The sequence below is a fragment of the Streptomyces sp. GbtcB6 genome, from assembly GCF_019091475.1.
Taxonomy (GTDB): Bacteria; Actinomycetota; Actinomycetes; order Streptomycetales; family Streptomycetaceae; genus Streptomyces; species Streptomyces hyaluromycini.
This window is the reverse complement of the sequence record NZ_JAGXJL010000063.1, coordinates 21,351-45,848: the sequence shown is the minus strand read 5'-3', so window position 1 is coordinate 45,848 and position 24,498 is coordinate 21,351. Positions and strand designations below refer to the sequence as shown.

General features: G+C 68.3%; 23 protein-coding genes and 5 pseudogenes. 11 read left to right on the top strand and 17 right to left on the bottom strand.

Translation table 11 applies throughout. From position 1 onward, the window contains the following. Positions 1-467 (bottom strand): fumarylacetoacetate hydrolase family protein (locus tag KVT45_RS47830; protein ID WP_217558273.1); only part of this gene is annotated, 467 nt, incomplete at its 3' end. Positions 468-583: 116 nt separating this feature from the next. On the opposite strand from KVT45_RS47830, the gene KVT45_RS47825 reads away from it, so the two are divergent. Next, positions 584-1,003 (top strand): RidA family protein, encoded by a 420-nt coding sequence (locus KVT45_RS47825; RefSeq protein WP_217558259.1) that lies wholly within the window; start codon positions 584-586, stop codon positions 1,001-1,003. Between the two features lie 228 nt (positions 1,004-1,231). On the opposite strand, the gene KVT45_RS47820 is transcribed toward KVT45_RS47825, so the two are convergent. Further along, positions 1,232-1,957 carry an alpha/beta fold hydrolase gene (locus KVT45_RS47820; RefSeq protein WP_217558251.1) on the bottom strand — a complete coding sequence of 242 codons (726 nt, stop codon included), beginning with the start codon at positions 1,955-1,957 and terminating at the stop codon, positions 1,232-1,234. A gap of 153 nt (positions 1,958-2,110) precedes the next feature. On the opposite strand from KVT45_RS47820, the gene KVT45_RS47815 reads away from it, so the two are divergent. Then, complete coding sequence (locus KVT45_RS47815; RefSeq protein WP_217558246.1) at positions 2,111-3,073, top strand: AraC family transcriptional regulator; 963 nt, start codon at positions 2,111-2,113, stop codon at positions 3,071-3,073. A 532-nt stretch (positions 3,074-3,605) separates the two neighbouring features. On the opposite strand, the gene KVT45_RS47810 is transcribed toward KVT45_RS47815, so the two are convergent. The 3 genes from KVT45_RS47810 to KVT45_RS47800 all read right to left on the bottom strand — a co-directional run bounded on the left by KVT45_RS47810 (position 3,606) and on the right by KVT45_RS47800 (position 5,859). Continuing rightward, positions 3,606-3,962, bottom strand: coding sequence for an ATP-binding protein (locus tag KVT45_RS47810; RefSeq protein WP_217558238.1), 357 nt, complete (start codon positions 3,960-3,962; stop codon positions 3,606-3,608). Positions 3,963-4,301: 339 nt separating this feature from the next. Beyond that, positions 4,302-4,439 carry a hypothetical protein gene (locus KVT45_RS47805; RefSeq protein WP_217558230.1) on the bottom strand — a complete coding sequence of 46 codons (138 nt, stop codon included), beginning with the start codon at positions 4,437-4,439 and terminating at the stop codon, positions 4,302-4,304. A 343-nt stretch (positions 4,440-4,782) separates the two neighbouring features. Next, the gene (locus KVT45_RS47800; protein WP_217558228.1) at positions 4,783-5,859 is read right to left on the bottom strand and encodes an alkene reductase; all 1,077 of its coding nucleotides are present in this window, start codon (positions 5,857-5,859) and stop codon (positions 4,783-4,785) included. A 132-nt stretch (positions 5,860-5,991) separates the two neighbouring features. On the opposite strand from KVT45_RS47800, the pseudogene KVT45_RS47795 reads away from it, so the two are divergent. Continuing rightward, a pseudogene (locus KVT45_RS47795) lies at positions 5,992-6,333 on the top strand (MerR family transcriptional regulator); the annotation flags it as partial. A 60-nt stretch (positions 6,334-6,393) separates the two neighbouring features. On the opposite strand, the pseudogene KVT45_RS57090 reads toward KVT45_RS47795, so the two are convergent. The 8 genes and pseudogenes from KVT45_RS57090 to KVT45_RS47760 all read right to left on the bottom strand — a co-directional run. Beyond that, positions 6,394-6,516 (bottom strand): annotated as a pseudogene (locus tag KVT45_RS57090) (IS5/IS1182 family transposase); the annotation flags it as partial. A 142-nt stretch (positions 6,517-6,658) separates the two neighbouring features. Then, positions 6,659-8,152, bottom strand: coding sequence for a carboxylesterase/lipase family protein (locus KVT45_RS47790; RefSeq protein ID WP_217558220.1), 1,494 nt, complete (start codon positions 8,150-8,152; stop codon positions 6,659-6,661). Positions 8,153-8,338: 186 nt separating this feature from the next. Beyond that, positions 8,339-8,491: a hypothetical protein gene (locus KVT45_RS47785; RefSeq protein WP_217558337.1), complete on the bottom strand. Its 153-nt coding sequence runs from the start codon at positions 8,489-8,491 to the stop codon at positions 8,339-8,341. 322 nt (positions 8,492-8,813) lie between these two features. Further along, positions 8,814-9,791, bottom strand: a complete 978-nt coding sequence (locus KVT45_RS47780; protein WP_308311092.1) for an Lrp/AsnC family transcriptional regulator — start codon at positions 9,789-9,791, stop codon at positions 8,814-8,816. A gap of 209 nt (positions 9,792-10,000) precedes the next feature. Then, on the bottom strand, positions 10,001-10,516 hold the full coding sequence (locus KVT45_RS47775) for a hypothetical protein (protein WP_217558209.1): 516 nt from the start codon (positions 10,514-10,516) through the stop codon (positions 10,001-10,003). Positions 10,517-10,844: 328 nt separating this feature from the next. Continuing rightward, the gene (locus KVT45_RS47770; RefSeq protein ID WP_217558201.1) at positions 10,845-11,339 is read right to left on the bottom strand and encodes a flavin reductase family protein; all 495 of its coding nucleotides are present in this window, start codon (positions 11,337-11,339) and stop codon (positions 10,845-10,847) included. Positions 11,340-11,942: 603 nt separating this feature from the next. Continuing rightward, positions 11,943-12,953, bottom strand: coding sequence for an NADP-dependent oxidoreductase (locus KVT45_RS47765; RefSeq protein ID WP_217558193.1), 1,011 nt, complete (start codon positions 12,951-12,953; stop codon positions 11,943-11,945). Between the two features lie 116 nt (positions 12,954-13,069). Further along, positions 13,070-14,002, bottom strand: a complete 933-nt coding sequence (locus KVT45_RS47760; protein WP_217558186.1) for an alpha/beta hydrolase fold domain-containing protein — start codon at positions 14,000-14,002, stop codon at positions 13,070-13,072. Positions 14,003-14,095: 93 nt separating this feature from the next. Between KVT45_RS47760 and KVT45_RS47755 the strand changes: the two genes are divergently transcribed. The 4 genes and pseudogenes from KVT45_RS47755 to KVT45_RS47740 form a co-directional block, all read left to right on the top strand. Then, a complete protein-coding gene (locus tag KVT45_RS47755) occupies positions 14,096-15,268 on the top strand; it encodes an acyl-CoA dehydrogenase family protein (protein ID WP_217558178.1) in 1,173 nt (390 codons plus the stop codon). Further along, positions 15,265-16,281: an LLM class F420-dependent oxidoreductase gene (locus tag KVT45_RS47750; protein WP_217558171.1), complete on the top strand. Its 1,017-nt coding sequence runs from the start codon at positions 15,265-15,267 to the stop codon at positions 16,279-16,281. Before KVT45_RS47755 ends, KVT45_RS47750 begins: the two co-directional genes overlap by 4 nt. A gap of 23 nt (positions 16,282-16,304) precedes the next feature. Continuing rightward, on the top strand, positions 16,305-16,775 hold the full coding sequence (locus tag KVT45_RS47745; RefSeq protein ID WP_308311091.1) for a helix-turn-helix domain-containing protein: 471 nt from the start codon (positions 16,305-16,307) through the stop codon (positions 16,773-16,775). Between the two features lie 372 nt (positions 16,776-17,147). Then, positions 17,148-17,713, top strand: a pseudogene (locus KVT45_RS47740) (phosphotransferase family protein); the annotation flags it as partial. A gap of 271 nt (positions 17,714-17,984) precedes the next feature. On the opposite strand, the gene KVT45_RS47735 reads toward KVT45_RS47740, so the two are convergent. Next, positions 17,985-18,248 carry a hypothetical protein gene (locus tag KVT45_RS47735; protein ID WP_217558161.1) on the bottom strand — a complete coding sequence of 88 codons (264 nt, stop codon included), beginning with the start codon at positions 18,246-18,248 and terminating at the stop codon, positions 17,985-17,987. Between KVT45_RS47735 and KVT45_RS47730 the strand changes: the two genes are divergently transcribed. The 3 genes and pseudogenes from KVT45_RS47730 to KVT45_RS47720 all read left to right on the top strand — a co-directional run. Continuing rightward, positions 18,235-19,761: a long-chain fatty acid--CoA ligase gene (locus tag KVT45_RS47730; protein WP_308311090.1), complete on the top strand. Its 1,527-nt coding sequence runs from the start codon at positions 18,235-18,237 to the stop codon at positions 19,759-19,761. The genes KVT45_RS47735 and KVT45_RS47730 overlap by 14 nt on opposite strands. Positions 19,762-19,852: 91 nt before the next feature. Further along, positions 19,853-19,996 (top strand): annotated as a pseudogene (locus KVT45_RS47725) (transposase); the annotation flags it as partial. Positions 19,997-20,115: 119 nt separating this feature from the next. After that, positions 20,116-20,654 (top strand): annotated as a pseudogene (locus KVT45_RS47720) (transposase); the annotation flags it as partial. Positions 20,655-21,523: 869 nt separating this feature from the next. On the opposite strand, the gene KVT45_RS47715 reads toward KVT45_RS47720, so the two are convergent. Continuing rightward, on the bottom strand, positions 21,524-22,027 hold the full coding sequence (locus KVT45_RS47715; RefSeq protein ID WP_217558145.1) for a hypothetical protein: 504 nt from the start codon (positions 22,025-22,027) through the stop codon (positions 21,524-21,526). Positions 22,028-22,271: 244 nt separating this feature from the next. Here KVT45_RS47715 and KVT45_RS47710 point away from each other — a divergent pair, with 244 nt between their 5' ends. Continuing rightward, the gene (locus KVT45_RS47710) at positions 22,272-22,478 is read left to right on the top strand and encodes a hypothetical protein (protein WP_217558138.1); all 207 of its coding nucleotides are present in this window, start codon (positions 22,272-22,274) and stop codon (positions 22,476-22,478) included. A gap of 94 nt (positions 22,479-22,572) precedes the next feature. Here the strand turns inward: KVT45_RS47710 and KVT45_RS47705 are convergent, their stop codons facing one another. Then, complete coding sequence (locus KVT45_RS47705; protein ID WP_217558122.1) at positions 22,573-22,911, bottom strand: co-chaperone YbbN; 339 nt, start codon at positions 22,909-22,911, stop codon at positions 22,573-22,575. Between the two features lie 366 nt (positions 22,912-23,277). After that, on the bottom strand, positions 23,278-24,417 hold the full coding sequence (locus tag KVT45_RS47700; RefSeq protein WP_217558114.1) for a helix-turn-helix domain-containing protein: 1,140 nt from the start codon (positions 24,415-24,417) through the stop codon (positions 23,278-23,280). Positions 24,418-24,498: the final 81 nt, after the last annotated feature.

Sequence of the window (24,498 nt, the reverse complement as noted above, 5' to 3'; positions counted from 1 at the left end):
GAGCGCCGCTGCCAGTCCCGCACGCTGACGTCGTTGGCGCCGGTGTAGCCCGCGATGGACCGCCCCGCCAAATCCCGGTCTGCGCTGGTGAGTTCGGCCCCGACGACCACGGCGAGCTCCGCCTCCCAGTCCACGTCGAGGCCCTTGGGGAGGACCAGGTCGTCCTCAGGGCCGGTCAGCGTGTCGGCGTACTTCGCGAAGAGCGTGGGGTGGAGCGGCAGCTCGCGGCCCATCTCGGCGATGTGGTCGGCGTAGTTGAGGCCACAGCAGACCACCTTCCGGGGGGACGGCAGCGGCAACACCGGTACGGCGCCTGGCAGTTCGGCCCCGGCGAGGCCCGCGACACCGTCAAGCGCGGTGGCGGCCAGCAGCGCGGACAGGTCGTCGGCCGGCAGCGCCCGCCAGCGATCGCCGTCGAGGACGGCGGCCGTCGTACGGCCGTCGTGGGCCACGGTGGCGAGCTTCATCGGAGTTCTCCCTGGGATTTCGGAGCAGCGATATAGCGAGATTTTCACGATCGTCGAAAACAGTCAATAGATGAGTTACGCTGCCTGCACCCACCCAGTCCCAGGAGGTACGCGCAATGACTCCGATCCCGGTGAACCCGCCCTCGCTCCCCGTACCGAGCGGCTACTCGCACGGCACCCTGAGCGACAACACGCTCTACCTGGGCGGGCAGACGGCGCTCGACGCGGACATGCGGATCGTCCCCGGCGGCATCGTCGCGCAGTTCCGGCAGGCGTTCGGCAACGTCCTCACCACGCTGCGCGCCGCCGGCGGGATCCCCGAGGACCTGGTGAGCATCACGCTCTTCCTCACCGACATCCCCGACTACCAGGCACACGGCAAGGAGATCGGGAAGGTCTGGCGCGAACTCGCGGGCCCGGTCTTCCCGGCGATGGCCGGCATCGGCACGGCAGCCCTATGGCAGCCGGAGGCGATGATCGAGATCCTCGGCGTCGCCGTGATCCCGGATGAGCGGCTCATCCGCCCGGAGAGCTGAGACGACCGGCGTCAGGGACCGGCCCCGACGCCCGTGGGTCGGCCCATCGCAGGGGCGGACATGATGAACGTCGCCTATGGCATCGCCGAGCGGCCGCGCCGGGCCGCGTCCCGCACAGAGTACGGCCCGGCGGCCCGTCTCGGGCATGGCACCGGGTGGGACTGGAGTCGCCGACCGCCCCTGTCCCACCCGCACCCGGTCTCCGGCGCGCACGCCGACTGCCGGGGGTCAGGGCCGCCCGGCCTCGACGATCTTCTCGGCGAGCAGGGTCGGGTTGCTGAGCATTACCTCGTGGCTGCCCGGCATCTGGACCAGCCGGTACATCCCGAGGCGGCTGGACATGCGAGGGTGCCAGCCCCACTCCCCGGGCGGAAGGGCGATGTCCTCGGTGCCGTTGAGGTAGGACCTCGGCGTCTGAAGTGCGTAGAACCGGGTCAGGTCGAGCTTGTCCACGAACGGCTGGAACGGCTCCGACGACAGCCGCTCGTACGTGCTCTTGGCGGTGTCGAGGTCGACGTCCTGGATGAACGCCTCCCGCCAGATCGGGAACGGCAGCGTCACGGTGTTGTCGTCGGAGTCCGCCGCCAGTTGCTCGAACAGGGTGCGGTAGTGCGGGGGAACCTCGTCGAGCAGGCTGTTGCCGGGCTGGGGCACGAACGCGTTCCAGAAGATCAGCCTGCTGATCAGCTCGGGGATCTCCTCCGCGACGCGGGCGATCACGGTGCCGCCGAAGGAGTGGCCGAGGAGGACGACGTCGCTGAGGTTCTCGCCCGTGATGAAGTCGACGATCGAGGCCACGCAGTCGTCGTGGTCCACTGCCTTGCCGACGCCCTTTCCGTGCCCCGCGATCGTGGGGCCGTAGGCGGTGTGCCCCAGCTCCTCGAGCCTGTCGATCACCAGCTTCCACAGTGGGCCGTCGTGCCAAGATCCGTGAACCAGGACGAAGGTGGTCATGGCAGCTCCTCTCCTCGTGCGCGAACTCGTCGGACCTGCGGTCCCTCAGAGCGGTCGCGCTGTAGCGTTGCGCCACTGTGGATCGGCTGAGCCTGACGCTCCAGCCCGAATCCGCGGACACTGGCCTTGGGGCGCAGGTGAGGCGAGATGCGGATGACCCCGCGAGCGCAGACACTCCTCGATACACGAGACCTCGATGAGGCGTCGACGTGCGTCGGCGCCAGCTACTGCCCGCACGAGCTCACCGTGACCGGCCACCTGGTGCAGTTCCACGCCGTACAGACGGAGGCTCTGCTTGGCGAGGTCGCCGTCCATCAGCTGTCCTATGGCTCCGCGGTCCAGGTCGAACCGGTCCCGCTCGGGAACTGGGTCCTGGTCTCCGCACCACTGCGCGGCGCCCTGACGATCAGGTCGGGGCGCGCGGAACGGACGCTGGCCGTGGGTGATTCTGTGGCCATCGACTCGTACCGCCCGTTCTCCCTGAGTTGGGAGTCCGGCTGCCGGCTGCAGACGATCAGGCTGCCCCGTCACCTTGTACAAGAGGCCGGAGAGTCTGCCGGAGTGGCCGCCGGCGGCGCCGTCAGACTCGGACTGGGCGGACCAATAACTCCGACAGCTGCCCGAAGCTGGCAGGCCGTCGCCGCGCTGGTCCGGCAGGAGGCGACCGAAGGGGGCGAGTTCACCCGCTCCCCGCTTCTGACGGCACAGCTCACCCGGATGCTGGCCACCGCGCTCGTGGGCACCTATCCGGTGGTCGACGCCGACGAAGGAGGCCGACCCGGCAACGTGCTGCCGCGAGGACTGCGCAGGGCACTGGAACTGGTGGAACGGGAACCCGAGACCGACCTCTCGGTGGCCGTGCTGGCCGCGGCTGCCTCCCTGAGCCCTCGCGCTCTCCAGGAGGGGTTCCGGAAGCATCTGGACTTGACCCCGACGGAGTTCGTTCGCAGCGTCCGGATGGCCCGCGCCCACGAGGCGCTTGCCCAGGCCGACCCGCACAGCGGCAAGAACGTGGCGCAGATCGCCTACCAATGGGGTTTCGGCAACCTGGGCCGTTTCGCCCGCGACTACCAGCGCCGCTACGGGCAGTTGCCGTCCACGACTCTGCGGACCTGAGCCGACCTCGCCGCTACCGTCTTGGCCGCCCCCTGAGCGCGCGCAGAAAATCTAGTTCTGGGTTCTGAGACTTGACCTCGCAGGCCAGTACGTCGCTTACCCGCACTTTGTTCTTCTGCGCGCCCCAACGACCTCGTGCACGGTTGGCTGTGGCTCGGTGCCCAGGTAGCTCGTCGAACTGTGCATGACGGGCTGGGGTGCGTGAGTTGATCGTGGCGGAGTACCGGGTTGCCGGGCTGTCGCCGGATGCGATCGTTGAACTCATCGCCGAAGGGGGGCCGTTGTGGCACGAGCACCTCGAAGTCCGACAGGCTCTGCAGCACCACCGTCGCGGCCAGGACCTGCGGCGGCAGACTCGGACGCCCGTTGGATGAGGGATACATGTCGGCGACATCGACGGCAGGAGCTGCGCCTCCCCGCGCTCGGCCAGGAACGCGAACACGCTCCCGGCTGGGATCAACTCCCGGCAGGTGACCCACAGATCCGGTCCGGCCATCTTCCCGGCCCGTTCCCCCTGCATGCCTACAGTTTTTCAGTGATCTTCTAGGTCGGCCCAACAGATCGTCCCACCGGGGAAGTCCAGCCGACCGTGGCAGACCGAGAGCGCCTCGACGATCAGGTTCCCGCGTCCGTGTTCATGGTCCAACCATTCGTCGGGCCTATGAGCGGGCGCAGGGCCGTGGTCGGTCACCTCAATACGGATGCCTGGCCGGTCGTCGATCTCCGTCAGGGACAGCTTCAGCGTTGCCGGGGCAAGAGCGTGAATGATCGCGTTGGTGGCCAGTTCGGAGATGACGAGCAGGGCATCCTCGGCAGTCCCCGGCGCTGTTCTCCACTCTCCCAGTACGGCGGCGGCACGGCGGCGGACCATGCCGATGGCCTCACGCATTTGCGGGAAGTGGAACGTGCGGCTGTCTGAGACTTCTTCTGGGCAGGCCCAACGCGGCTGGCGTCCGCCCAGCTCCTCGGCCAGACAGGGCTTCCAACCCACACGCCAGGGCTGCCGCTCCAGCCCCTCTATCCGCCCTGCGCGGAACCTATCCGCATTGCGACGGCCTATGCCGTTTCGTCCCACGGAGAGCACCCCTCGCCCTCGGGACGGCTGGGGCGCCTGCCGTGGCCTCGGCATTGCGTGATGCCGCTCTTGTGATCACGCAATGGACGGTGAGTTCAACAGCGCGTGGAGAACCGGTGGTTGCGCGGAGACGTCCTGTGCCGCCGGTGAAGTTCATCCCATACGCCGGAGGTGGGCGTCTTTCGACTGCTGGAAGGGGGTCAGTGGGGTGTCGCGACCTAGGAACATCACGATCACGGTGGCCGCGGTCGTGCTGACCGCGTCGACGCCGTTCTTCTGGCTGCTGGACACCCCTGACACTGGCGAGATGGCCCAAACGTCACCCCCCCCGGACGGTGACCCCCGCGTCGGTCCTGGGACTGCGGACGCGCCACCAGAGCCAGCGGTAGCCGCCACAGACCCTGGTGATGCCATCGCCCGCGACGGCTTCACAGCGGTAACCGGCTACGCCGGCCCCGGTCCAAGGACCTCCGGGCCGGTACAGGTGAGCCATACAGGCGCTGCTACCGCCGGAGAGGGCGAGCCGGCCAATACCGGGTACCTGGCGATCGGCAGCTTCACCCCGGCACCCGCGCCCCTCTGGCGGCTGCGGTGAGCAGGCGACCGAGCCGGGACCCGGTTCTCCAAGACACCGTCAGCTCGCGGCGTGCTGATGCGTCGGGTAGGTCAGGTAACCGGCGTCGCCGCCCGCGTAGAGGGTGGACTCGTCGATCGGGGCGATCGGCGCTCCGGTGCGCAGACGCTCGACGAGGTCGGGGTTGGCGAGGAACGCTCGGCCGAAACTGATCAGATCGGCCCCGAGGCCGAGCCAGTGGTCCGCGGCGACGCGGTCGGTCTGCTTCGGCCCCATCGGCATGACCGGGTTGACGATGAACGCACCGGGCCATGCGCGACGCAGCGCGATCAGAGTCGGGTCGCCCGCCGTGGCCTGGAAGTGCACGTAGGCGAGCTCGAGCCGAGCGAGCTCGGTCAGCAGCGCTGTGTACAGCTCGAGCACCTCGGTCTCCTGCACGCCCCAGAATGTGCCACCTGGCGAAAGACGGATGCCGGTGCGGGCCGCGCCGACCGCGTCGACGGTTGCGGCGGCGGCTTCGACGGCGAAGCGGATCCGGCCGGCAACGGAGCCGCCATAGCCGTCGGTGCGCACGTTGGCGTTCGAGGAGAGGAACTGCGAGATCAGATAGCCGCTGGCGCCGTGCAGCTCCACCCCGTCGAAGCCCGCCTCGACCGCGCGCCGCGCGGCCTGCGCGTAGGACTCGGCGTGCTCGGGCACCTCGTGGGTCTCCAGTGCGCGCGGCGTCGGCGCCGGCTGCGGACCGGTCGGGGTGAACACCTCGCCGACGGCCGGCACAGCCGAGGGGCCGACCGGCGGCAGGCCGGTGGTGTCCGGGTGTGAGACGCGTCCGCCGTGCATCAGCTGCGCGAAGATGCGGCCGCCGTTGGTGTGCACGGCTTCGGTCACCTGCCGCCACGAAGCGGTCTGCCCGTCCGTGTGCAGCCCGGGGGTGCCCGGGTTGGACTGGCCGATCAGGCTCGGCTGCACCCCCTCGGTCACCAGTAGCCCGGCCGTGGCGCGCTGGGCGTAGTAGGTGGCCATGGACGGCGTGGCCTGGCCGTCCGCGGTGGCGCGCACCCGCGTCATGGGTGCCATCACCATGCGGTTGGGCAGGGTCAGCTCGCCGAGGCGGTAGCTGCTGAGCAGCGTCGTCATGAGGGCCTCCTTCGTGATCGGTTCCCGTGTCCGGGCGCGGGAGTTACGCTAAAACCTCACATCAATGTCAGAGGCAAGTCGTGTGGCGCAGGTCACGCGGGCGGGTCAGTGGCACGGTGAGGAGTGGCGGACATGCGCATCGGAGAGCTCGCGCGGCGCAGCGGCGTCAGTGCCCGGTCACTGCGCTACTACGAGGAGCAGGGCCTGATCGCGAGCGAGCGCAGCCCACGCGGGCAACGCCACTACCAGGAGGAGGACGTCGAGCGGGTCCTGTTCCTGCAGCGTCTCTTCACCGCGGGACTCTCCAGCCGCGCCATCCTGGAGCTGCTGCCCTGCGTGGATGCGCCGAGCTTCGACAACTCCCAGGCCGCGCTTGAGCGAATGGCACAGGAACGCGAGAAGCTCTCGTCCCGCATCGCCGACCTCGTCAACACCCGCGACGCGCTGGACACGGCGATGGCCCGGGCCGCACGGGGCCCAGCAGGTGCAGGTTCAGCGACGGACCCGCGTATCCGTCGCCTGGTCCTGTCGTATCTTGCCGAGTCCGGAGCCACGGGCCTGCCCGCGTCGGGCGATGCGGGGAGTGATGCCGCGCTCTCGCGGCAGGCGCCGGTGCCTGTCGAGGTCGTAGCCTCGGCCGGCGAACAGGCGCCTGGGTAGCCCCGCGGCGTCTACGCAATGGTCGAGGCTCGCGAGCGATGACGAGCACGAGATCCTCGCGGATCTCGCGCGTTGAACCCTGTGGCCTGGCCTGCGTGACACTCTCGATCGGGTGTCAGACCTTGTCGGTCGAGACCTCCTACGGGTTCTCGGTGGTTGTGCTGACGGTGTCGAATCGCATCGTTGTGGGCCTGTCCTCGGTGTAGCGCTCCCACTTGGGCAGCTGGGCGTGGTTGGGGTCTCCGGTGCGGATGAAGGAGATCCAGGCCTGGTGCATCGCCGTGCACAGGCCGTCGCGGGCCGGTGATTCGATGCCTTCGACCAGGGGTGCGTGCGACCAGTTGTCGAAGTTGTCGAACACGAACGGCAGTTCCAGGCCGTGCGGGGCGGCGAGACGGCCGTCGTATGCGGGGGTCGGGTAGTCGAAGCGGTAGACCCACACCGGCCGCCCGCGGGCGGCCCGCGTCTCGGCCACCTCGATGGCCGGCGCGACGATCCTTTCGTCGGAAAGCAGGTCCATGAGGACCTGTAGGGGTGTGGCGCCCGGGCGTCGGGCCTCGTAGGCGGCGTAGACCTCGGCGGCCTTGTCGCCGAAGGACTCGGCCGCGCGGGCCAGGACCTGCTCCCGGGTCGTGTCGGCGTACATCGGGAAGACAGCCAGGAGGTTGGCTTCCTCCCTGGTCCACCCGATCAGGATGTCGATGTCGAGTGCGGCGCCGTCAAGGACCAGGTCCACCGCATCGCGAGCCATGGTCACGCCGTCGAGCACCGGTTTGATCGGCACCGGCAAGTGGCCCCACTTGTTGGCGCGTTCGAACACCTCGGGCCACGCCTCGATCAGGCGTGTCCAGGGGACCTGGCGCAGTTCGTCGAGGTCCTTGACGCCGACGACGTCCAGATACGTGGCGGTGATCTGCTGGGATTCGGCGCGGTCCGGGAGATGGAAACCGAAGGGCGTGCTTTGGAGGATGGCGCGGTGGAAGAGGGTGTTGGCCTGCGGGTGCCCGGCGAGCGCGACCGCGGAGTAGGCACCACCGGATTGTCCGCCGATGGTGATGTTGGCGGGGTCTCCGCCGAAGGCGGCGATGTTGTCCCGGACCCATTGCAGGGCCGCGACGTGGTCGGTGAGCCAGTAGTTGCCGGGTTCCGTGTCCGAACCGCCGTGCTCGGACCCGAAATAGAGGAAACCCAGTGCCCCGAGGCGGTAGTTGATCGTTACCACGACCAGGTCGCCGTCGCGTGCGAAGGTGTCGCCGGAGTAGAAGGGCACGGTGGCGGATCCCGAGACGAACCCGCCGCCGTGGATCCAGATCAGGACCGGCCGCGCGGCGCTGTCGGCAGCCGGCGTCCAGATGTTGAGGGTGAGACAGTCCTCGTCGAAGGGCGGGAAACCATGACCGCCGAGTACGGGGTCTCCGCCTTCCACGTAGGGCTGAGGTGCGCTCGGCCCGGCAACTGTGGCGTCCAGGACGTCCGCCCATCCCGGGTGCGGCTGAGCGGGGCGCCAGCGAAGGTCGCCGACCGGGGCAGCGGCGAAGGGCACGCCCTTGAAGACAGCGAGCCCGTCCTGGTGCGCGCCTCGCACCAGGCCGCCTGTCGTGGCGACCTGAATGCCTGCTGTCGACTCATTCATGATGCTTCCCTTCTCGATGTTCTTCGTGCCGATGCGCCGGCTGTCGGAGGAACGGGCGTTCCGTCCGGTGGTCGTCCCCAGGGGTGGTGTCGAGGTGTGCGGTCGCCCCGGCCGCCTGTCGCCAGGGTCAGCCGGTGGACTTCGGGCTGTGTACGAAGCGGCCGCCGACGAGGGTGTGGGTGGGGTTCAGATCGCGCAGGCATCGAGGCCGTTCGGATCGGGCGACAGGGCGGCAATGCGGTCCCCACGCACCGCCAGCGACCGCTGGGGAGGCTGGTTCGATACCAGCGTGTGCACCGCCGCAGCCCGGATCAGCAGATCGGCACCGTGATCAGTCATTGCCACCTCCCGCTCTCAACGCGGCCATCCCTCAGCCTTCGTGGCTTCGCGAGAGCACCGTCTTACGGGCCTTCGGCCGACTTGCACATGTAGAGCAGGGCAAGACGCAGGAAACATGTCACAGATGCGCTCTGTGATGCAGATCATGGGACACGCCCCTGGATGCGACCGACCGCCGGATCGCGGGCTTCCTTCACCTGGGCGAGAGCGGTCAGGCCGTATGGCTCCCGCTTGGTTGGAGCACAGCCATCGGGCCATCGGCCGACCTGGCGCTACGGGTCAGCACAGTGTGCTGCTCAGGTCGGGTGTCAGGGTCGACCGGTCAGGCACCCGTTTTCGACGGTGCCGCCCGGCGGATGAGGCCGGTGCGTTTGGCGGTCGCGAGCAGCGGGGTGATCTCGACGGCGACGATCTGGCTCAGGGCGCCGATGGTGGTGGTGAGGAAGGTGTAGAGGGCGTCGAGGTCGGTTGCGGCAAGGGTGATCAGCAGGTTGGCGGGTCCGGTCGTGGCCGCGGTGAACCGGACTTGGGGGTGGGTGCTGAGGGTCTGGGCGGTCTCCTGCAGTGCACCGGGCTGCACGGAGATCCACAGCAAGGCTTCGGCATGGATACCGAGCAGGGCGAGGTCCACCTCGGTGGCCAGGCGCACGACGAGGCCGCGTACAAGTGCGTCGAGACGTCGGCGGGCGGTGAGGGCGGTTGTGCCGGCGCGGTGGGCGAGGTCGGTGTAGGTGGCGCGGCCGTCCTCGGTGAGGGCTGTGATCAGTGCGGTGTCTACGGCGAGTGGTGCGGGTGGGGCGATGAGCGGGGCGGGGGCCAGGCGGGCGGATTCCTCGGGGGTGAGCAGGCCGGCGGTCCAGCGGAACGCGTTGGGGAAGACGCGCAGCAGGGTTTGGGCGGTCCAGGAGTTCACGGCGTCGGTGGCGGGCAGGTCGCGCAGCAGAAGCGTGTTGCGGGCCTCGGGTCCGTCGAGGAAGAAGACGGCGGAGATCTCATCGCCTCCGCCGAGGATGTCGACCCAGGTGGTGTCGCTGCGGTGGGCGAGAGCTTCGGCCACGTGCCGGATCTTGTTGGGACGGCAGTGGATGCGCAGTGAGATGGGGATGACACCGGGGATGTGGGTGGGGTTGCGGACCACGGTGGCGCGCAGAGTGCCGTCGGCGAACAGGGGAGCGACCCGGCGTACGACAGTGCGCTCCGACAGTTCCAGGCAGTGGGCGATCTCGCGCCAGGAGGCACGGGGCGACGCGAGCAGGACAGCCACGATACGGCGGTCCGTTTCGTCGAGTTCATGTCGCATGATCTGCATCATATGGCTCACCTGTGTCGACTTTCCTATATCTGACCTCCATGTATGTGGGTGGATCTGGCAGGAGCCCGTATGACAGTCCTGTCGCCAGGGCTGTGGGCATGCCGGGCGGCCTCATCCGTTCGATGACACAGGAGAAGTGATGAGCTGGTTCTCCTCGCCGCGGGCCAACGGTCACGCTGAACCTTGGGGCGTCCGCATCAACGGCGGACGCCGAACATCACGGACGGTAACCGCACTTCCGGGCCGGAACGCCGAAGCGGGGCGCAGCAAATGCTGCGCCCCGCTTCTCGTAGGCGTCCAAGTAGCGTGCCCACTACCCGGCCGGGACGACCCGGGCGCTTCGGTTGAGGAGTGCGTCGATGGCACCGCGCCCCTTTCCGCCGGCCTCGGGAATGAAGCCACCGGGCGAGCGTGACCACGGACTCGCCCGTTTCCAGAATGACCGAAGCGTAGGTGTGCCGCAGCACATGGAAGCCGTCCTTGCGAGTCGCCTTCCAGCGTTCCGCCGCATTCCGCGCCGGGATGACACCGGCCGCGGCCAGAGCGGGCTTCCACACCTCGACATTGAAGATGTTCGCCCGGATGGCGTTGCCGTAGGGCAGCTCCACCTCCACGGCAGGGTACTCAAGGAAGTACTCGGCCAGCGCCGAGGCAATCGAGGGAGACATGTCGACGACGCGCGTCTTGCCGCCCTTCGGGAGTGTGAAGTACAAGCGCCCATGTAGGAGCTGTGCCTGTCGGCGGATACACAGCGCCCCTCGGGCGAAGTCGACATCCTCCGGTGGCAGCCCGAAGACCTCCCCCGTAGCGGGCCGTGCGTGCCCGCTTGCCGGTGACAGGATCCTTCTTGAGTTCGCGGTAGTTGTGCTCAATGTCCCGGTGTACTGCGACTGCTCGGTCACCGGTTCGAACGGCCACCGGCAGGTCACCTTCCTTCTCCCGCCCTTCGTCGCCGACGATCACCGCCGTGTTCGACGGGGCAGCGCGGCGACCGTCTCGTGGACGGTCTGCCTGGCGAACGGTGGGCGGCGTCTGCAAGGTCTATGCGATTGCGACGTGGGTGCCGAAGGCCCGGGCGTGGTAGGTGAGCGGGTCACCGCCGGCCGTTTCGGCCGACATGACGTTGCCCAGGACGATGACGTGGTCTCCCCCGTCGACGAAATCGGCGACCTCGCAGGCGAGCCAGCCGGGTGCCCCGAGCAGACGCGGGATGTCTCGGTCCGCTTCCCAGAGCACGCCGGCGAACTTCTCGGCACCTCCCTTGCGTGCAAAGGCCAGCGCCGACGCCGTTTGCGCGTGCCCCAGCACGTTGACGCCGAATCGCAGCGACGACCTGAGCAACCCGAGCAGTTGCGAACGACGGTCGAGAGCGACCATGACCATGGGGGGCTGCATCGACAACGACGTGAAGGCACTGACCGTGGTGCCGTGCGGCCGTCCGCCGTCCATCGCAGTGACCACGGTCACTGGTGTGGGCACACCGGCCATCACCTCACGGAAAGCAGCCATCAGCAGCTCATTCTCTTGTTCGATCATCACGCCTCCCTGGGCAGCACGGCGGTGCAACGCATGCTTGATGTACAACGTGTGCCGCTACTGGCACACGGTTCTTCCACGCTGTTTCGTTCGCAGCCCACGCCGGGCTGGAACCCCTGACACGTCGGCACGGTGGAGACGGAACGCCTGGGATGAGGCGCCCGGATTTCGGCTACGACGGTGCCGATCGCTGTTCGACCCGACCTACTCGTTCGCTGTGCGCGCCGTGGCGGGGGTTGTGTCACCGATGTTGCCCGCCGCCGTGGATCGGCCCGGACCGTAGGCCGTCCCTTGTCGTGGCACCTCGACCACTTCAAAAGAGCACCGCTCGGTTCGACCGGTGGCAACCCGAAGGCGGTGTCGTGACACGCCGTCACCGGGACGTCGAGGACCCGAGAGGTCTTGCCCTTCCATCGATGCATTGCTGTGCCTGATCTTCGTTGTCCGGACCCGTTGCCTCAGCCGTCGTGGATGTGCGGTGCGCCGCAATGCGAGCGGCTGCCTGACCGGCCCCCTGCCGACAACTCCGACGGCAAAGCGTGGACCCGGGTACGAAACCCAACCGGCTGAATACCCGCTGAGTCAGCGCTTCGTCGGGGCAGCTCAGCCGGCATTCAGCGCCAGGATCAGCTTTCCTGTGTTCGCCCCGGTGAACAGAGCTCGAAGCAGGCTCGGAAAGTCCCGGACACTGCCTTCCACCACGTGCTCGGCCGACGTCAGCCTGCCCTCCGCGAGCCACTGCGCGAGCTGCTTGGTCCCCTCGGCATAGCGGTGCTCGTAGTCGAACACGACCATGCCGGTCATCGACGCCCGGTTCACCAGCAGCGACATGTAGTTCGCCGGGCCCTTCATGCGCCGGTCGTTGTACTGGGAGACGGCGCCGGAGATGACGACCCGTGCTCCGTGAGCGAGCCGGGTCAGAACGGCGTCGAGGATCGGGCCACCCACATTGTCGAAGTACACGTCGACGCCGCCAGGGGCGTGCTCTCGCAGGGCTTTCCGCACGTCGTCGTTCTTGTAGTCGATGGCCGCGTCGAAGCCGATTGTCTCGACCAAGGTCCGGCACTTGTCAGGGCCGCCTGCGATGCCGATGGCCCGACAGCCCGCGATCTTGGCGATCTGGCCCACCATGCTGCCCACGGCGCCCGCCGCGCCGGAAACCACGACGGTGTCGCCTTTCTTCATCCTGGCGACGTCGAAGAGACCGAAGTAGGCGGTGAGACCGGTGATGCCGAGTGCACCGAGGTACGTCGTCCTCGGTGCGATCGACGTGTCGATCCTGTGGGCGCCCGAGCCGTCGGACAGGGCGTATTCCTGGACGCCGAAGTTGCCATAGAGCTCGTCGCCGACGCTGTGTTCAGGGTGCCGGGACGCAACGACCGTCCCGGTCCCGCCGGCCCTCATGACGGAGCCGAGATCCACGGGCGGCACGTAGGACGCCCCCGCGTTCATCCAGCTCCGCATCGCCGGGTCGATGGAGATGAGATCGACCTTGACGACGAACCGACCGTCGCCCGGCGTGGGGATCTCGCTGGTGGTGACGGTGAAGTCGGAGTCCTTGACCTCGCCTTCCGGGCGAGCTGCGAGCACTACCTGCTGGTTGACGTCGTCCATCGTGTCCTTCCGTTCTGTGTCGTCTGTCTTGGTGCGTCGAGCAAGGTCGCTGTGTCAAAGGCGCTCGGGGGCGCTCGGGCTCAAGTGCCGTCAGCCTCCCGGTCAGCGCCTCGGCGTCACCCTCCCGGTGCCGTTCGGTTGAGCCGGCTGTGGGCGAACCGGCCGAACTCTGCCAATGCTTCGGCCGCGTCCGGCGAGAACCGGAACAACGGGAAGGCGTGCACCTCGTCGTCATACAGTCGAAGCGTGGCGTTCCCGCCGGTGGCCACCACGCGCTCCACGAGCCGAGTCGCGTCGTCCACGAGCGCCTCGTTCGCCGCGGCATGCACCAGCAGCGGAGGCGTTCCGCGGAACTCACCGAATGCCGGTGAAGCGTACGGGTCTTGCGGGTCACGCCCCTGCAGGTAACAGGCGGACATGTCGGTGAGGAGATCGCGGCTGACCGCCGCATCGGTGCCCTCGCGCTCGTCGATGCTCGGCGAACCAAGGGACAGGTCAGCCAAGGGCGACATCGCGTGGACCCCGGCCGCAGGAGCAAGCCCTTCGTCGCGAGCCCGAAGGGCGGCGCACGCGGCAAGAGCACCGCCGGCGGAGTCACCAGCCAAGATGATCTTGGTTTCATGCCCGGTTCGCTCAACCAGCCAGCGGAGAGCGCACATGACGTCATCGAGGGCGGACGGGTAAGGATTCTCGGGCGCCAGGCGGTAATCGACCGCCAGTGCCTGACCGTTGACCGCATCGGCCAGCCGGGCCGCGAGATCGATCCCGGCTGCCGCCGCCCCTCCGATGTACCCGCCGCCGTGGAGGTAGAGAACGACTACCGGGTTTGCGGGGTGCCGGTCCTGCGGCCGCACCCACAGGGCCGGCACCCCGCCCGCGTCGACATGCTCGGTGCGCACGCCGGGGGCCGGGCTGCAGACCGTTGTCAGCATCCGCTCGTACGCTCGGCGCAATCCCTTCCAGCCGGCGGCGTGGTCAACGGGCGTGAAAGCGCCGACCTCGGCATCGCCCGCCGCTCCGTACAGGTCTGCCACTTCGGGTGGCTGCATCGGGCTCTCCCTCCGCCTTGACGACGACCGGACGGCACGACAGTATAGGAATCGAACTAGTAAAGCAATTGAACTACCTGAAGGGAGGGCCCCTTGACCAGCACACTTCCCGCGACCGAACCGAAGCAGGAAAGCCTCAAGCAGGCCGCGGATCGCATCCGCCTCCAGGCGCAGGCATCGGCCGCCGACAACGAGCGGAACCGCCGACTGACGCCGGAACTGGTTGATGCGCTCCGGGATTCCGGACTGATGCGCTGCGGAGCGACCAAGGCTCTCGGTGCCGCGCAGGCTTCGCCCGCCGTCTCACTCGAATGCGCCGAGACCATCGCGCGCGGCGACGCCGCCACCGGCTGGTGCGTCTCGATCGCCCTCACCAGCAGCCTGCTCGCGGCGTACCTGCCGGCACAGGGCGCGGCCGAGACCCTGGGTCACCCGGGCTCGATCGCGGCGGGAGTGTGGGCACCGCGGGCGAAGGCCCGCCCCGTCGACGGAGGCGTGATCGTCTCCGGCCGCTGGTCCTTCTGCAGCGGAATCACGCACGCGAACTACTTCTTCGGCGGCTGCGTCCTGGACGACGGTCGCGGCGACAAGGACGGCGCCCCGACGCTGCGCGCGGTCGGGATCCCCACCGCGGAGCTGCGGATCGTCGACACGTGGCACACGTCCGGTCTGCGCGGGACGGGCAGCCATGACGCCGTGGCCGAGGACGTGTTCGTTCCCGCTCACCGAGTGCTGTCGCTCGCGGACGGTCCGCTGACCGACGCCCCGCTGTACCGGTTCCCGATCTACGGATACTTCGCTCTGTCCATCGCCGCCGCCACGCTGGGCAATGCGCGCGGGTCGATCGACGACCTGCTGGATCTCGCGGGCCACAAGGTCGCCACCGGCTCACGCAGGACGCTGGCCGAGAAGTCGACGACGCAGGCCGCCGTGGCGCAGGCGGAGGCCGCCTTGCGCGCTGCACGGGCCTTCTTCTACTCCGTCATCGACGACGCCTGGCAGGCAGCGAGCACCGGCGAGACGGTCGGGCTCGCTCATCGCACCGGGTTGCGTCTGGCAGCGGCCCACGCCGCTCGCACATCGGCGAAGGTCGTTCACGCCATGTACGACCTCGGCGGCGGATCGGCGATCTACGACGACTCGCCGTTGCAGCGCCGGTTCCGGGACGCAACCACGGCCACCGCTCACCTGCAGGTGAGCCCGGCCATGTGGGAGACGACGGGCCGCATCCTGCTCGACCTCCCCACGAACGTGGCCCAGCTGTGAATCAGCGATCACTCGGCGTGGTGCTCCCGTACTGGCTGGGCAGGCCCGATCTGGAAGCTCTCGGGATCGCCCGCCAGGCGAGTGCCTGCGGGTTCGAGCGGTTGTGGCTCGGCGAGATGGCCACATTCGACGCGTTCGCTCTGGCCACCGCCGTCGCCGACACCACCTCGATCCCTCGGCTCACCGTCGGCCCGCTCGCCGTCGGCGTCCGCTCCCCCGTCGCCATCGCCATGGGCGCCGCCAGCGTCGCGACCTTGACGAACAGACGTGTGGATGTGGCATTGGGGGCGTCCAGCCCGCACATCGTCTCCGCCTGGCACGACCGCAGCTGGAAGGGCAACGCGCAGCGGACCAGGGAATCGGTCACCGTGCTGCGTGACCTCTTCAACGGTAACCGGGCCGCGTTCTCCGGCCAGCACATTCGAACCAAGGGCTTCAAACTCCGCCAGCCACAACCAGGCTGCACGATCAGCGTCGCGGCGTTCGGGCCGCGCATGATGCAGGTCGCCGCGGAGAGCGCGGACGAGGTGGTTCTGAACCTGGTGGCGCCGGCAGCCATCGCCCAGGCTCGCGCGTCGATCGACGCCTTCGCCCAAGCCTGCGGGCGGCCCGCACCACGGCTCGCGGTGTGGGTCACCTGTGCCGTCGAACCGGGCCCGGCCGCTTACCACCAGCTCGCCTCGCAGCTGGCCGTCTACCTCCGTCCGCCGGGCTACGGCGAGATGTTCACCGAGCTGGGCTTCGGCGACCTCGTCCGTAAGGCGCGTGCCTCCGACAGCCGCCATGCGCTCGTGGAAGACATCCCCCCCGAGCTCCCGGCAGCCGTGGGTGCGATCGGGTCCGGACCTGAGGTGCTGCGGCGTATCAAGGCCTACTTCGACGCCGGCGCCGACCACATCGGGCTCGTCCCCTCGACAGCCGAAGACGCCGAGGGCGCCGCGACCCTGGCTTTCATCACGGATCACGCCCGCTCCCTCCTCTCGGTGGACGATCGAGGCGAAATGGCTTGGTGACGATGACGCGATACCATCGCTCGGTGACGGACAACGCTGAGGCCGGGGCCACGGAACGGCGCACCGACGACTCGGTCACGCGGACTCTCAACCTGGTCGGCGAGCGATGGACGATGCTGATCCTCCGCCAAGCCTTCTTCGGTGTGCGCCGTTACGGACAGTTCGCCCAGAGCCTCGGCATCCCACGCCCCACACTGTCGAACCGGCTCGGCAAACTGGTCGACGGCGGACTGCTGACCCGGGAGCGGTACGCAGGCGGGCCGATCCGCAACGACTACGAATACCGCCTGACCCAGGCCGGCCTCGATCTCTTCCCGGCGATCATGATTCTGATGCAATGGGGCGACACCTACCTCACGGACGGCACGGCGGACACCGAGCGCACATCGCTCACCTGGACACACGAGGTGTGCGGATCGCACACACACCCAGCGCTGGCCTGCGACCAATGCGGAGAGCCAGTCACCGCACGAAACGTCCACCTCGGCAGCTGATCCTCAGGCCGGCATGGGTGCGTCCCCATGAACGCAACCACCGGTTCATGGGGACCGAGGCGACCGCCGCCACTACCGAGCACGTCGGAATGCCGTTCGAGGGCTTCAAGGCCGCCGTTTGCTGCCGCCGCGTCGCAGCCCCGGTCGCCCAACAGCCGGCCGTTCCCGACGGCGTCGTGGTCGCCATGTCCGTCGCCGTCGGCGCGGGCGCCCCTTCGTCTCCGGCCGCGTGCCGTACGTCGTCGGCGGGCCGAAGGCCTGAACCGGCACGGGAAAGGAACAGACAATGAAGGTCTTCCAGAGCATCGAGGAACCGGAGAGCGACGTCAGGCCCGTCTGTGTGGTCGAGACCGTCAGGATGTCGACACCGTGATGAACGCGACCACTGGTGGCAGCGACCTGCCCGGCCTGGACCTGGCGCGGCTCGACAAGTGGTTTTCCTCGTCGGTGCCCGGAGCCGGCGGGGACCTCAGCGCCCGGCACGTCTCCGGCGGCAGGTCCAACCTCACCTACGAGGTGAGCGACGGCGCGGCGACCTGGATAGTCCGGCGATCGCCGCTGGGACACGTGCTCGCGACGGCCCACGACATGGCGCGGGAGTACCGCGTGATGTCTGCACTACGGGCCACCGACGTTCCGGTGCCGACGACGTATGAACTGTGCCAGGACGAGGACGTGCTGGGCGCACCGTTCTACGTGATGGAGCGGGTCGCCGGCACGCCCTACAGGCACGCGGCCGAACTCGAACACCTCGGCCCGCGCACAGCGACCGCGACCTGTCCCACTTCGGGTTCTACCTCGGGCTCGCGTCGTTCAAGTTGGCCGCGATCCTCGAGGGCGTGCACTACCGCCAACTGCACGGCCAGACCGTGGGCCCGGGCTTCGAGCACGTCGGCGAGGCCGTCCACCCCCTGCTCGACGCCGGGCTCACCGCCTTAGGGAGCGCCGCTGATGGCCTGTCACTAAAGATGCGCAGACCCAGAAACTGCACGTCGGCCTCCTGGTCCATTTCTACAGCCACATCTACCTGGCCGAGCAGGGCTTCCACAGACAGCTCGGACGGCCCAAGGCCAAGTGGGCTTGAGAGTCGGCACTCCGGCGTGCCCGGCGGCTTGCTTCGGCCCGCAGCCGGGGGCCGCGGAACCTCCTTCCTCTCCTGCCGGGCTGATTTCGTCGGCACCGTCAGAGACGGCATCGCCGACACCGATGTCATCCGGTGTGGTGCACCGGCCGCAAGTCAAGCGGATCGCCCGTGGCAAGGAAGGCGTCGACGTCACTCACTGCCGATCCCGTGTTCGCGGCCTGGACAGAGTCGCTCATCGAGAAGAAACGCCGGGACCACGGCGACCGGTTGATGCTGCCGCAGGACGTTTCCTGCCCGCTGATCGTCGACATGCCGCGCCGGCTCATCGAAGCCGTCGATTCCTCCCACGACCGATCATCCATCGAAAGCGAAACCATGATGTCCTTCAACCTCGCCACCATGCTGCGTGAGTCCACCGCGGCCGGCCCGGACAAGCCCCTGATGCACTTCGGCGACCAGTCCTTCAGTTACGCCCAGGTTGACGAGATCTCGGGGCAGGTCGCCGCCGGACTGCTCGGACTTGGCCTGGAGCCGGGTGACAAGGTGGCGGTGCAGCTGCCGAACCTTCCGCAGTTCCTGTTCAGCTACTTCGGGATCCTCAAGGCGGGCCTGGTCATGGTGCCACTGAACCCGCTGCTCACAACCCACGAGGTCGCCTACCACCTGGCGGACAGTGACGCCAAGCTGTTGATCACCTTCGAGCAGTTCGCCGAGTCGGCCTTCCGCGGTGCCCAAGAGACCGGCGCGGTGCCGACGTACATCGTCAACCTCCCGGGCAGTCATGTACCGCGCCCCACGGGCACGCGGCGATTCGACGAGCTCTGCGCGGCCGGCGACTCGCGGGAGATCCACCCGACGAGCGCCGACGACACCGCGGTGCTGCTGTACACAAGCGGCACCACCGGCAAGCCGAAGGGCGCGGAGTTGACACACTTTCAGCTCTACATGAACTGCACGGTGTCCGGGGAACTGTTCGGATTCTCCCCCGACGACGTCGTCGTGGGGGTATTGCCGCTGTTCCACGTCTTCGGGCTCTCCTGCGTCCTGAACATCACTGTGCGCTTTCGTTGCAGCATGGCGCTGATCCCGCGCTTCGGCGCCGAGGCAGCAGCGGACGCGATCGAGAGGCACCGCTGCACGGTCTTCTCCGGAGTTCCGACGATGTTCGTCGCCCTGCTGCAGCTGGACACCACCGGCCGGGACCTGTCGAGCCTGCGGGCCGTCAACTCGGGCGGCGCGTCGTTGCCCGGTGAGGTGATCCGGGCGTTCGAGGAGAAGTTCCCGGGAACGGCCATCCTCGAGGGCTACGGCCTGTCGGAGACGGCGAGCACCGCTACGTTCAACATCGATGCACGACAACGCAAGGTGCTCTCGATTGGCAAGCCGATCTGGGGGGTGGAGATTCGAGTCGTGGACGAGGACGACAAGGAGCTCCCACCGGGCGAGGAGCACGTCGGAGAGATCGTAATCCGCGGGCACAACGTCATGAAGGGCTACTACAAGAAGCCCAAGGCCACGGCGGAGGTGCTCCGCAACGGCTGGCTCCACACCGGAGACCTGGCCTACCGGGATGAGGACGGCTACCTGTTCATCATCGACCGCTTGAAGGATCTGATCATCCGAGGGGGATACAACGTGTACCCCCGCGAGGTCGAGGAGGTGCTCTACGCCCATCCAGCCGTGGCCGAGACGGCGGTCGTCGGTCGGCCGGACGAGCGGCTCGGCGAGGAAGTGGTTGCGTACGTCACGCTCAAGCCCGACGCGGCCGCAGAGTCAGACGAACTGATCGCCCACTGCAAGGAGTGGCTCGCCGCCTACAAGTACCCCCGCGAGGTCTGGATCCTCGCAGAGCTGCCCAAGGGGCCGACGGGGAAGATCCTCAAACGAGAACTGCGCAGCTGAGCCTTGCCTGGAAGGCAAACCCCGACAGGGGACGGCAACGAACGACCAGACGATGCGCACCTGGGGATACAACGCACACGGTGAGCTCGGCGACGGCGGCACCGGACTGGGGACCTACCGGTGGGTGGTCGAGCGCACCTTCGACTGGCCGCACTGCTTCCGCCGTCTACGTATCCGCTGGGAACGAAGAGCCGACATCCACGAAGCGTTCCTCAAACTCGCCTGCTGCCTCATCACCCGCCGACAACTCGACTCATTGTGTTGGCCGTTGTTGGAGGTCGTCTCAACTGGCTTGATCATTAAGCTCGCTGTCGTGATTGCGTGGGTGGGACGTCTGGTTCCGGACGGGCTCAGTTCGTGGCCACGACGGGCTGTACCCGGCGGCAACTTCCGCCGGTCTTCGGTCCGTCCGGGCCGACCGCGCACCGCCGGCTCACCGAGTGGAGCCGGGCCAGGATGTGGGGCAAGCTCCACCGCCTGGTCCTGGACGAACTCGGCGCCCGCGGGGAGTCGGACTGGTCGCGGTCTCAATCGGGATCTCCGCCGCGAACACTCACGACAGCCAGGACCTCGAACCCCTCGTGTGCGGCATCCCGCCCATCCGCTCCCGCCGCGGACCGCGTCGACGACGCCCCGCCAAACTCCATGGCGACAAGGGATACGACCACGTGCGGCAGTGGCCGCGTTCCCGGAACATCACCCCGTACATCGCCCGCAAAGGCATCGAGCCCTCCCAGTGCCTGGGCCGCCACCGCTGGACCGTGGAGAGGACGGTGGCCTGGCTTGTCGGCTGCCGTCGTCTGCACCGGCGCTACGAGCGCAAGGCTGAACACTTCCTCGCCTTCGTCGGTATCGCCAGGTCGCCGGCATCATGCACGGCTCCACCGAACTGACCGGGGACCTCGACCTGCTCTGGGACGGCACCCCCGACGAGGCGCACGCCTTGCGCGACGCCCTGGCCCTGTGCGGCTGCACCGAACTGCCCGATCTCGACCGCTCGCAGGTGGGGTACCGGGTCACCGATGCCGGCGGAGACCTGTGCACTCCCGCCCTGCCCTGGGGTGCCATGGATGTCACCCCCTGCCTGACCTCGGCCGCCACTGATCGACACCGAGACCTTCGAACTCGCCCAGGCCGTACGAGCAGCCAAGGGCGCCGATCACACGACACGCGAGCGACGGCGGCACACCAGTCCCCGATACGTCCTGCGGACGTTACTGCACTGCGGACTGTGCGGCCGACGCATGCAGGCGCACTGCAGCCACGACGTCCTCTACTACCGCTGCCGCTTCCCCAGCGAGTACGGGCTGGCCGACAAGGTCTCCCACCCACGCAACGTCTACGTCGCCGAACGAGACCTGATCGCCCCGCTCGACACCTGGCTCACGCGTGCCTTCGCCCCGCACCGGCTGGAGGACACGGTCGCGCGGATGTACGCGGCCCAGCGGCCCGACCCTGCGGTCCCAACGGAGGAGGAGAAGGCAGCTCAAGTGGTCGCCGAGTGCGACACGAAGATCACCCGCTACGGAGAGGCTCTCGAAGCCGGCACAGACCCGGCACTCGTCGGCCGATGGATCACCGAAACCCAGGCCCTCCGCTCCCGAGCGATCGCCAAGAGCCGAGAAGCCACCCATGAGGACCGGCTCACCAAGGAGGACATCCGCTCGATGATCACATCGCTAGGCAGCATCCGCGACGTACTCGCCGACGCCGAAGCCCAGGACAAGGCCGACGTCTACCAGAGCCTCGGCCTCAAGCTGACCTACGACCCCTCGTTCCAGACGATGCCGGCGAACGGGTTCTGGTGGTCATGGGCGAAGCCGATCGCGTACCCGATCTCGTGCAGCGCGGTGGCCTTGCCGTACGGCGTGGTCAGGTCCCAGCCGAACGTCATGGTCGGCTCGGTCGTGGCGATGCCCAGATTGTCCCGGCCGACGTACGACGCAGACCCCTCACTCTCCCGGAAGAGGACGCGGACCTCGGAGTCGCCAGGATCGGCCACCTCCTGGAACTCCAGTCCGACCCCCAGCGCCTTCCGGGCCTGGAAGGCGCGCCGGACCTCGTCCAGCTGCTCCGGACCTCCGATGTCACCGCCCTGGTCGAGGAAGGCGTAGTGCAGGACCGTGCCGTTGATCCACTTGGCGCGGACCAGGAGTATGGCCCTCGACCGGTTCGGGTTGAGGTCCGGGCGCAACACGGGCTGGGTCTGCGGTGGTTGGGCGCAGTAGCGGGGCACGGTTGTCCCGCTCTCGGTCGGCGCGTGCATGGTGCCTCCTTCAGACGCGTGTCTTCCACCGCGAAGACGAGCGCGTACCCAGCCGTCGGCCGGTGATCGGGCGAAGAAGGAGGTCGGCGGCGTGATACTCATCGCCACCACGGTGTTACACGGCTCTTGGTGGAATGCCCGATCCGATAATTCCAGCATCTTTCCGGGCGAGTCATTCCGCAAGTGTTGAATAGCTAAACACCGTAGGAAACAGGCCCGTTGAACCATGAAACACCGTCTTCTCGTGCCCGCCGCACTGTCCCCGTACTGTCCGGGCCCGTCACCCGCGGCATCCGCGCGTCCTTCTCCCGTCCAGCTCGCCGTCGTCACGAGCGACCGGGTCGTGCTGCGCTCCCGTCGCGGCACGGACATGACGCCGGCGTTCCCTGATATCCGGGCGGCAGCGGTCGACCAGTTGCCGGTGGGCACCGCCCTGGACGGCGTTATGTGACCTGTGGGGTGTCTCAGCCCCAAGGTGTCTCAGGCGGCGCAGCTCCCGTAGACGAGACGTGACGGGCGTCGCGGCCACGTGCCGCAGCGGCCGCTCAGAGGTGGCCGTCCAGGAACTTCCGTACCTCGGCGATGGTCATGGGCCCCGTGCCGTGCGCCACCGGCTCTCCCTCCTTCAGCAGGACGTAGGACGGGGCTCCGGTGATCCCGTATCGCTCGGTTGCGGCCGGACAACGCGTGATGTCGGCGCGGACGGCCGTCAGGCGGCCCGTGTAGTCGTCGGCGATGCCATCCACGACGAGGTCCATCACCCGGCAGGGCTCGATCGCCTTGGGCCATGTCCCGGTGAAGTATGCGAGGACCGGAACTCGGCTCATCCCGAGGATGAAATCGAACTCCGCGTCCTCACGGGGTCGGTGAACCCGCTTCGTCATGGATACTCCTGACCTCACGTTCCGTCATTCCATCCCCATCATCCCTCGCGCGGTGTGCCAGACCGGCCCGGTCGGTCGTCCGGTTGACCTGTCGGAAGGGAGGCACGGGGCCGTCGCAGAACCACGGTGGTCCCCGGCGGGAGCGGCCCGGCCCCCGCCCCTGGTGACCCGGCCTGGCCGCCCCGCCGGTCACCCAGCTGCAGCCCGACGGGCTTCCCGAGGCCTTGTCCGGTCTTCACATCAACCCTCGGTCTCAGCCGGCTGATACCGATCTTCCCGGGCCGCATGAGCCAGCTGACGGCACCGAGAACGAGGCACGGTTCCTGGACCGCTCGCGGACGCGGTCGTGGACGGTCGAAGTACGCGTCAGCTGACCCGAAGACCGACCGCCAGCGTCAGTTCAAGGACCCGGTGTGGCGATGCGAGATCCGGAAACAGCTCCCGCAGCTGCGACATCCGGTACCGGACCGTCTGGGGATGGACGAACAACGCCGCCGCCACCTCGTCCCGCCTGCCCTGGTGCAGCAGCCACGCCCGCAACGTCTCCTCCAGCCGCCGTGTGGTGGCGACAGGCAAGGTCCGCAACGGTGCGAGGGCTCGGGCACGCAGGTCTGCGAACGCGGCCGCGTCGGCGCTCAGCACCAGCTCGGGCAGGTGGTCCTCGGTGTCGCGAATATCAGAGGAGAGGGAGCGCGCGCGTGCGGCTCGTGCGTACGAGGCGGACGCACGAGCCCATGGCCGGGCCGGGCCGACCACGGCGGTGCGGTCGGTGAGCTGCCGCAAGAGATGTGATCGGTCGGCATCGGGGACGAGCAGCACACCGGTGGCGTCCGGCAGATCGTCGAGGACGAGGGTGCTCGGGTCGAGCGTGCGGTAGGCAGGCCGGGCCTGGGCGGCGGGCAGCAGGACCGCGGTCAGCGAAACCGGAGGCTGCCACCCGGCCCGTTGAACGGAGGCCAGCAGCACATCCGGGCTCGCGCCGGCGAGGAGGTCGCGGGCCAGGTGTTCCAGGTGGCGCTCCTGGGCCCTGCCCCGGGCGGCCAGTTCGTCGGCGTGGCCCGCGGCGCTCGCGGCGGAGAGCTCGTCGATGTAGGCGAAGGTCAGCTCGGCGAACTTGGCGACCTCGGCGGCGGGCAGACCTGCGGGTACGGCACCCGCCGCCAGGCATCGCCAGGCCACGCGGGCGCCGACGCGGTAGGCGCTGAGCAGGGCGTCCATCGAACGGCCGTCCCGGACCTCGCCGCGGCCCAGCTCGTAGGCTGCGTCACCGGCGTCGCCGCCTGTGGCGTTCCCGCTCGCGAGGTCCAGGTAGTGCCCCAGGGCGGTGCGGACGGCTCGGCGGATGGTGCCGCCCATACGGCCCGAAAGGGCGTTGGCGTAGGGAGGGACCTCGTCGATGATCGCCTGGACGACCTCGTCGGCGGTGGTCTTCAGCGCGGCCCGAAGTGCGGTGACCGTCGTCTCATCCAGGGCCAGTTCGCTGGCCCTCTGGATTGCATGGCTCACGTTTTTGTTCCCTGCGAACAATTCAGCCGGTCAGATTTACGTCCTGCGGTCAGGACTTTACGCCCTGCGGCGCAGCAAGCT

Excerpts from the sequence above, each read along its gene's own strand:
- KVT45_RS47810 (WP_217558238.1), bottom strand. The coding sequence starts at position 3,962 with ATGCGTGAGGCCATCGGCATGGTCCGCCGCCGTGCCGCCGCCGTACTG.
- KVT45_RS47765 (WP_217558193.1), bottom strand. The coding sequence starts at position 12,953 with ATGGACGACGTCAACCAGCAGGTAGTGCTCGCAGCTCGCCCGGAAGGC.
- KVT45_RS47705 (WP_217558122.1), bottom strand. The coding sequence starts at position 22,911 with ATGACGAAGCGGGTTCACCGACCCCGTGAGGACGCGGAGTTCGATTTC.
- KVT45_RS47815 (WP_217558246.1), top strand. The coding sequence starts at position 2,111 with ATGACCCCGCGAGCGCAGACACTCCTCGATACACGAGACCTCGATGAG.
- KVT45_RS47785 (WP_217558337.1), bottom strand. The coding sequence starts at position 8,491 with ATGACTGATCACGGTGCCGATCTGCTGATCCGGGCTGCGGCGGTGCAC.
- KVT45_RS47780 (WP_308311092.1), bottom strand. The coding sequence starts at position 9,791 with ATGCGACATGAACTCGACGAAACGGACCGCCGTATCGTGGCTGTCCTG.
- KVT45_RS47790 (WP_217558220.1), bottom strand. The coding sequence starts at position 8,152 with ATGAATGAGTCGACAGCAGGCATTCAGGTCGCCACGACAGGCGGCCTG.
- KVT45_RS47825 (WP_217558259.1), top strand. The coding sequence starts at position 584 with ATGACTCCGATCCCGGTGAACCCGCCCTCGCTCCCCGTACCGAGCGGC.
- KVT45_RS47760 (WP_217558186.1), bottom strand. The coding sequence starts at position 14,002 with ATGCAGCCACCCGAAGTGGCAGACCTGTACGGAGCGGCGGGCGATGCC.
- KVT45_RS47770 (WP_217558201.1), bottom strand. The coding sequence starts at position 11,339 with ATGATCGAACAAGAGAATGAGCTGCTGATGGCTGCTTTCCGTGAGGTG.
- KVT45_RS47820 (WP_217558251.1), bottom strand. The coding sequence starts at position 1,957 with ATGACCACCTTCGTCCTGGTTCACGGATCTTGGCACGACGGCCCACTG.
- KVT45_RS47715 (WP_217558145.1), bottom strand. The coding sequence starts at position 22,027 with ATGCACGCGCCGACCGAGAGCGGGACAACCGTGCCCCGCTACTGCGCC.
- KVT45_RS47730 (WP_308311090.1), top strand. The coding sequence starts at position 18,235 with ATGATGTCCTTCAACCTCGCCACCATGCTGCGTGAGTCCACCGCGGCC.
- KVT45_RS47800 (WP_217558228.1), bottom strand. The coding sequence starts at position 5,859 with ATGACGACGCTGCTCAGCAGCTACCGCCTCGGCGAGCTGACCCTGCCC.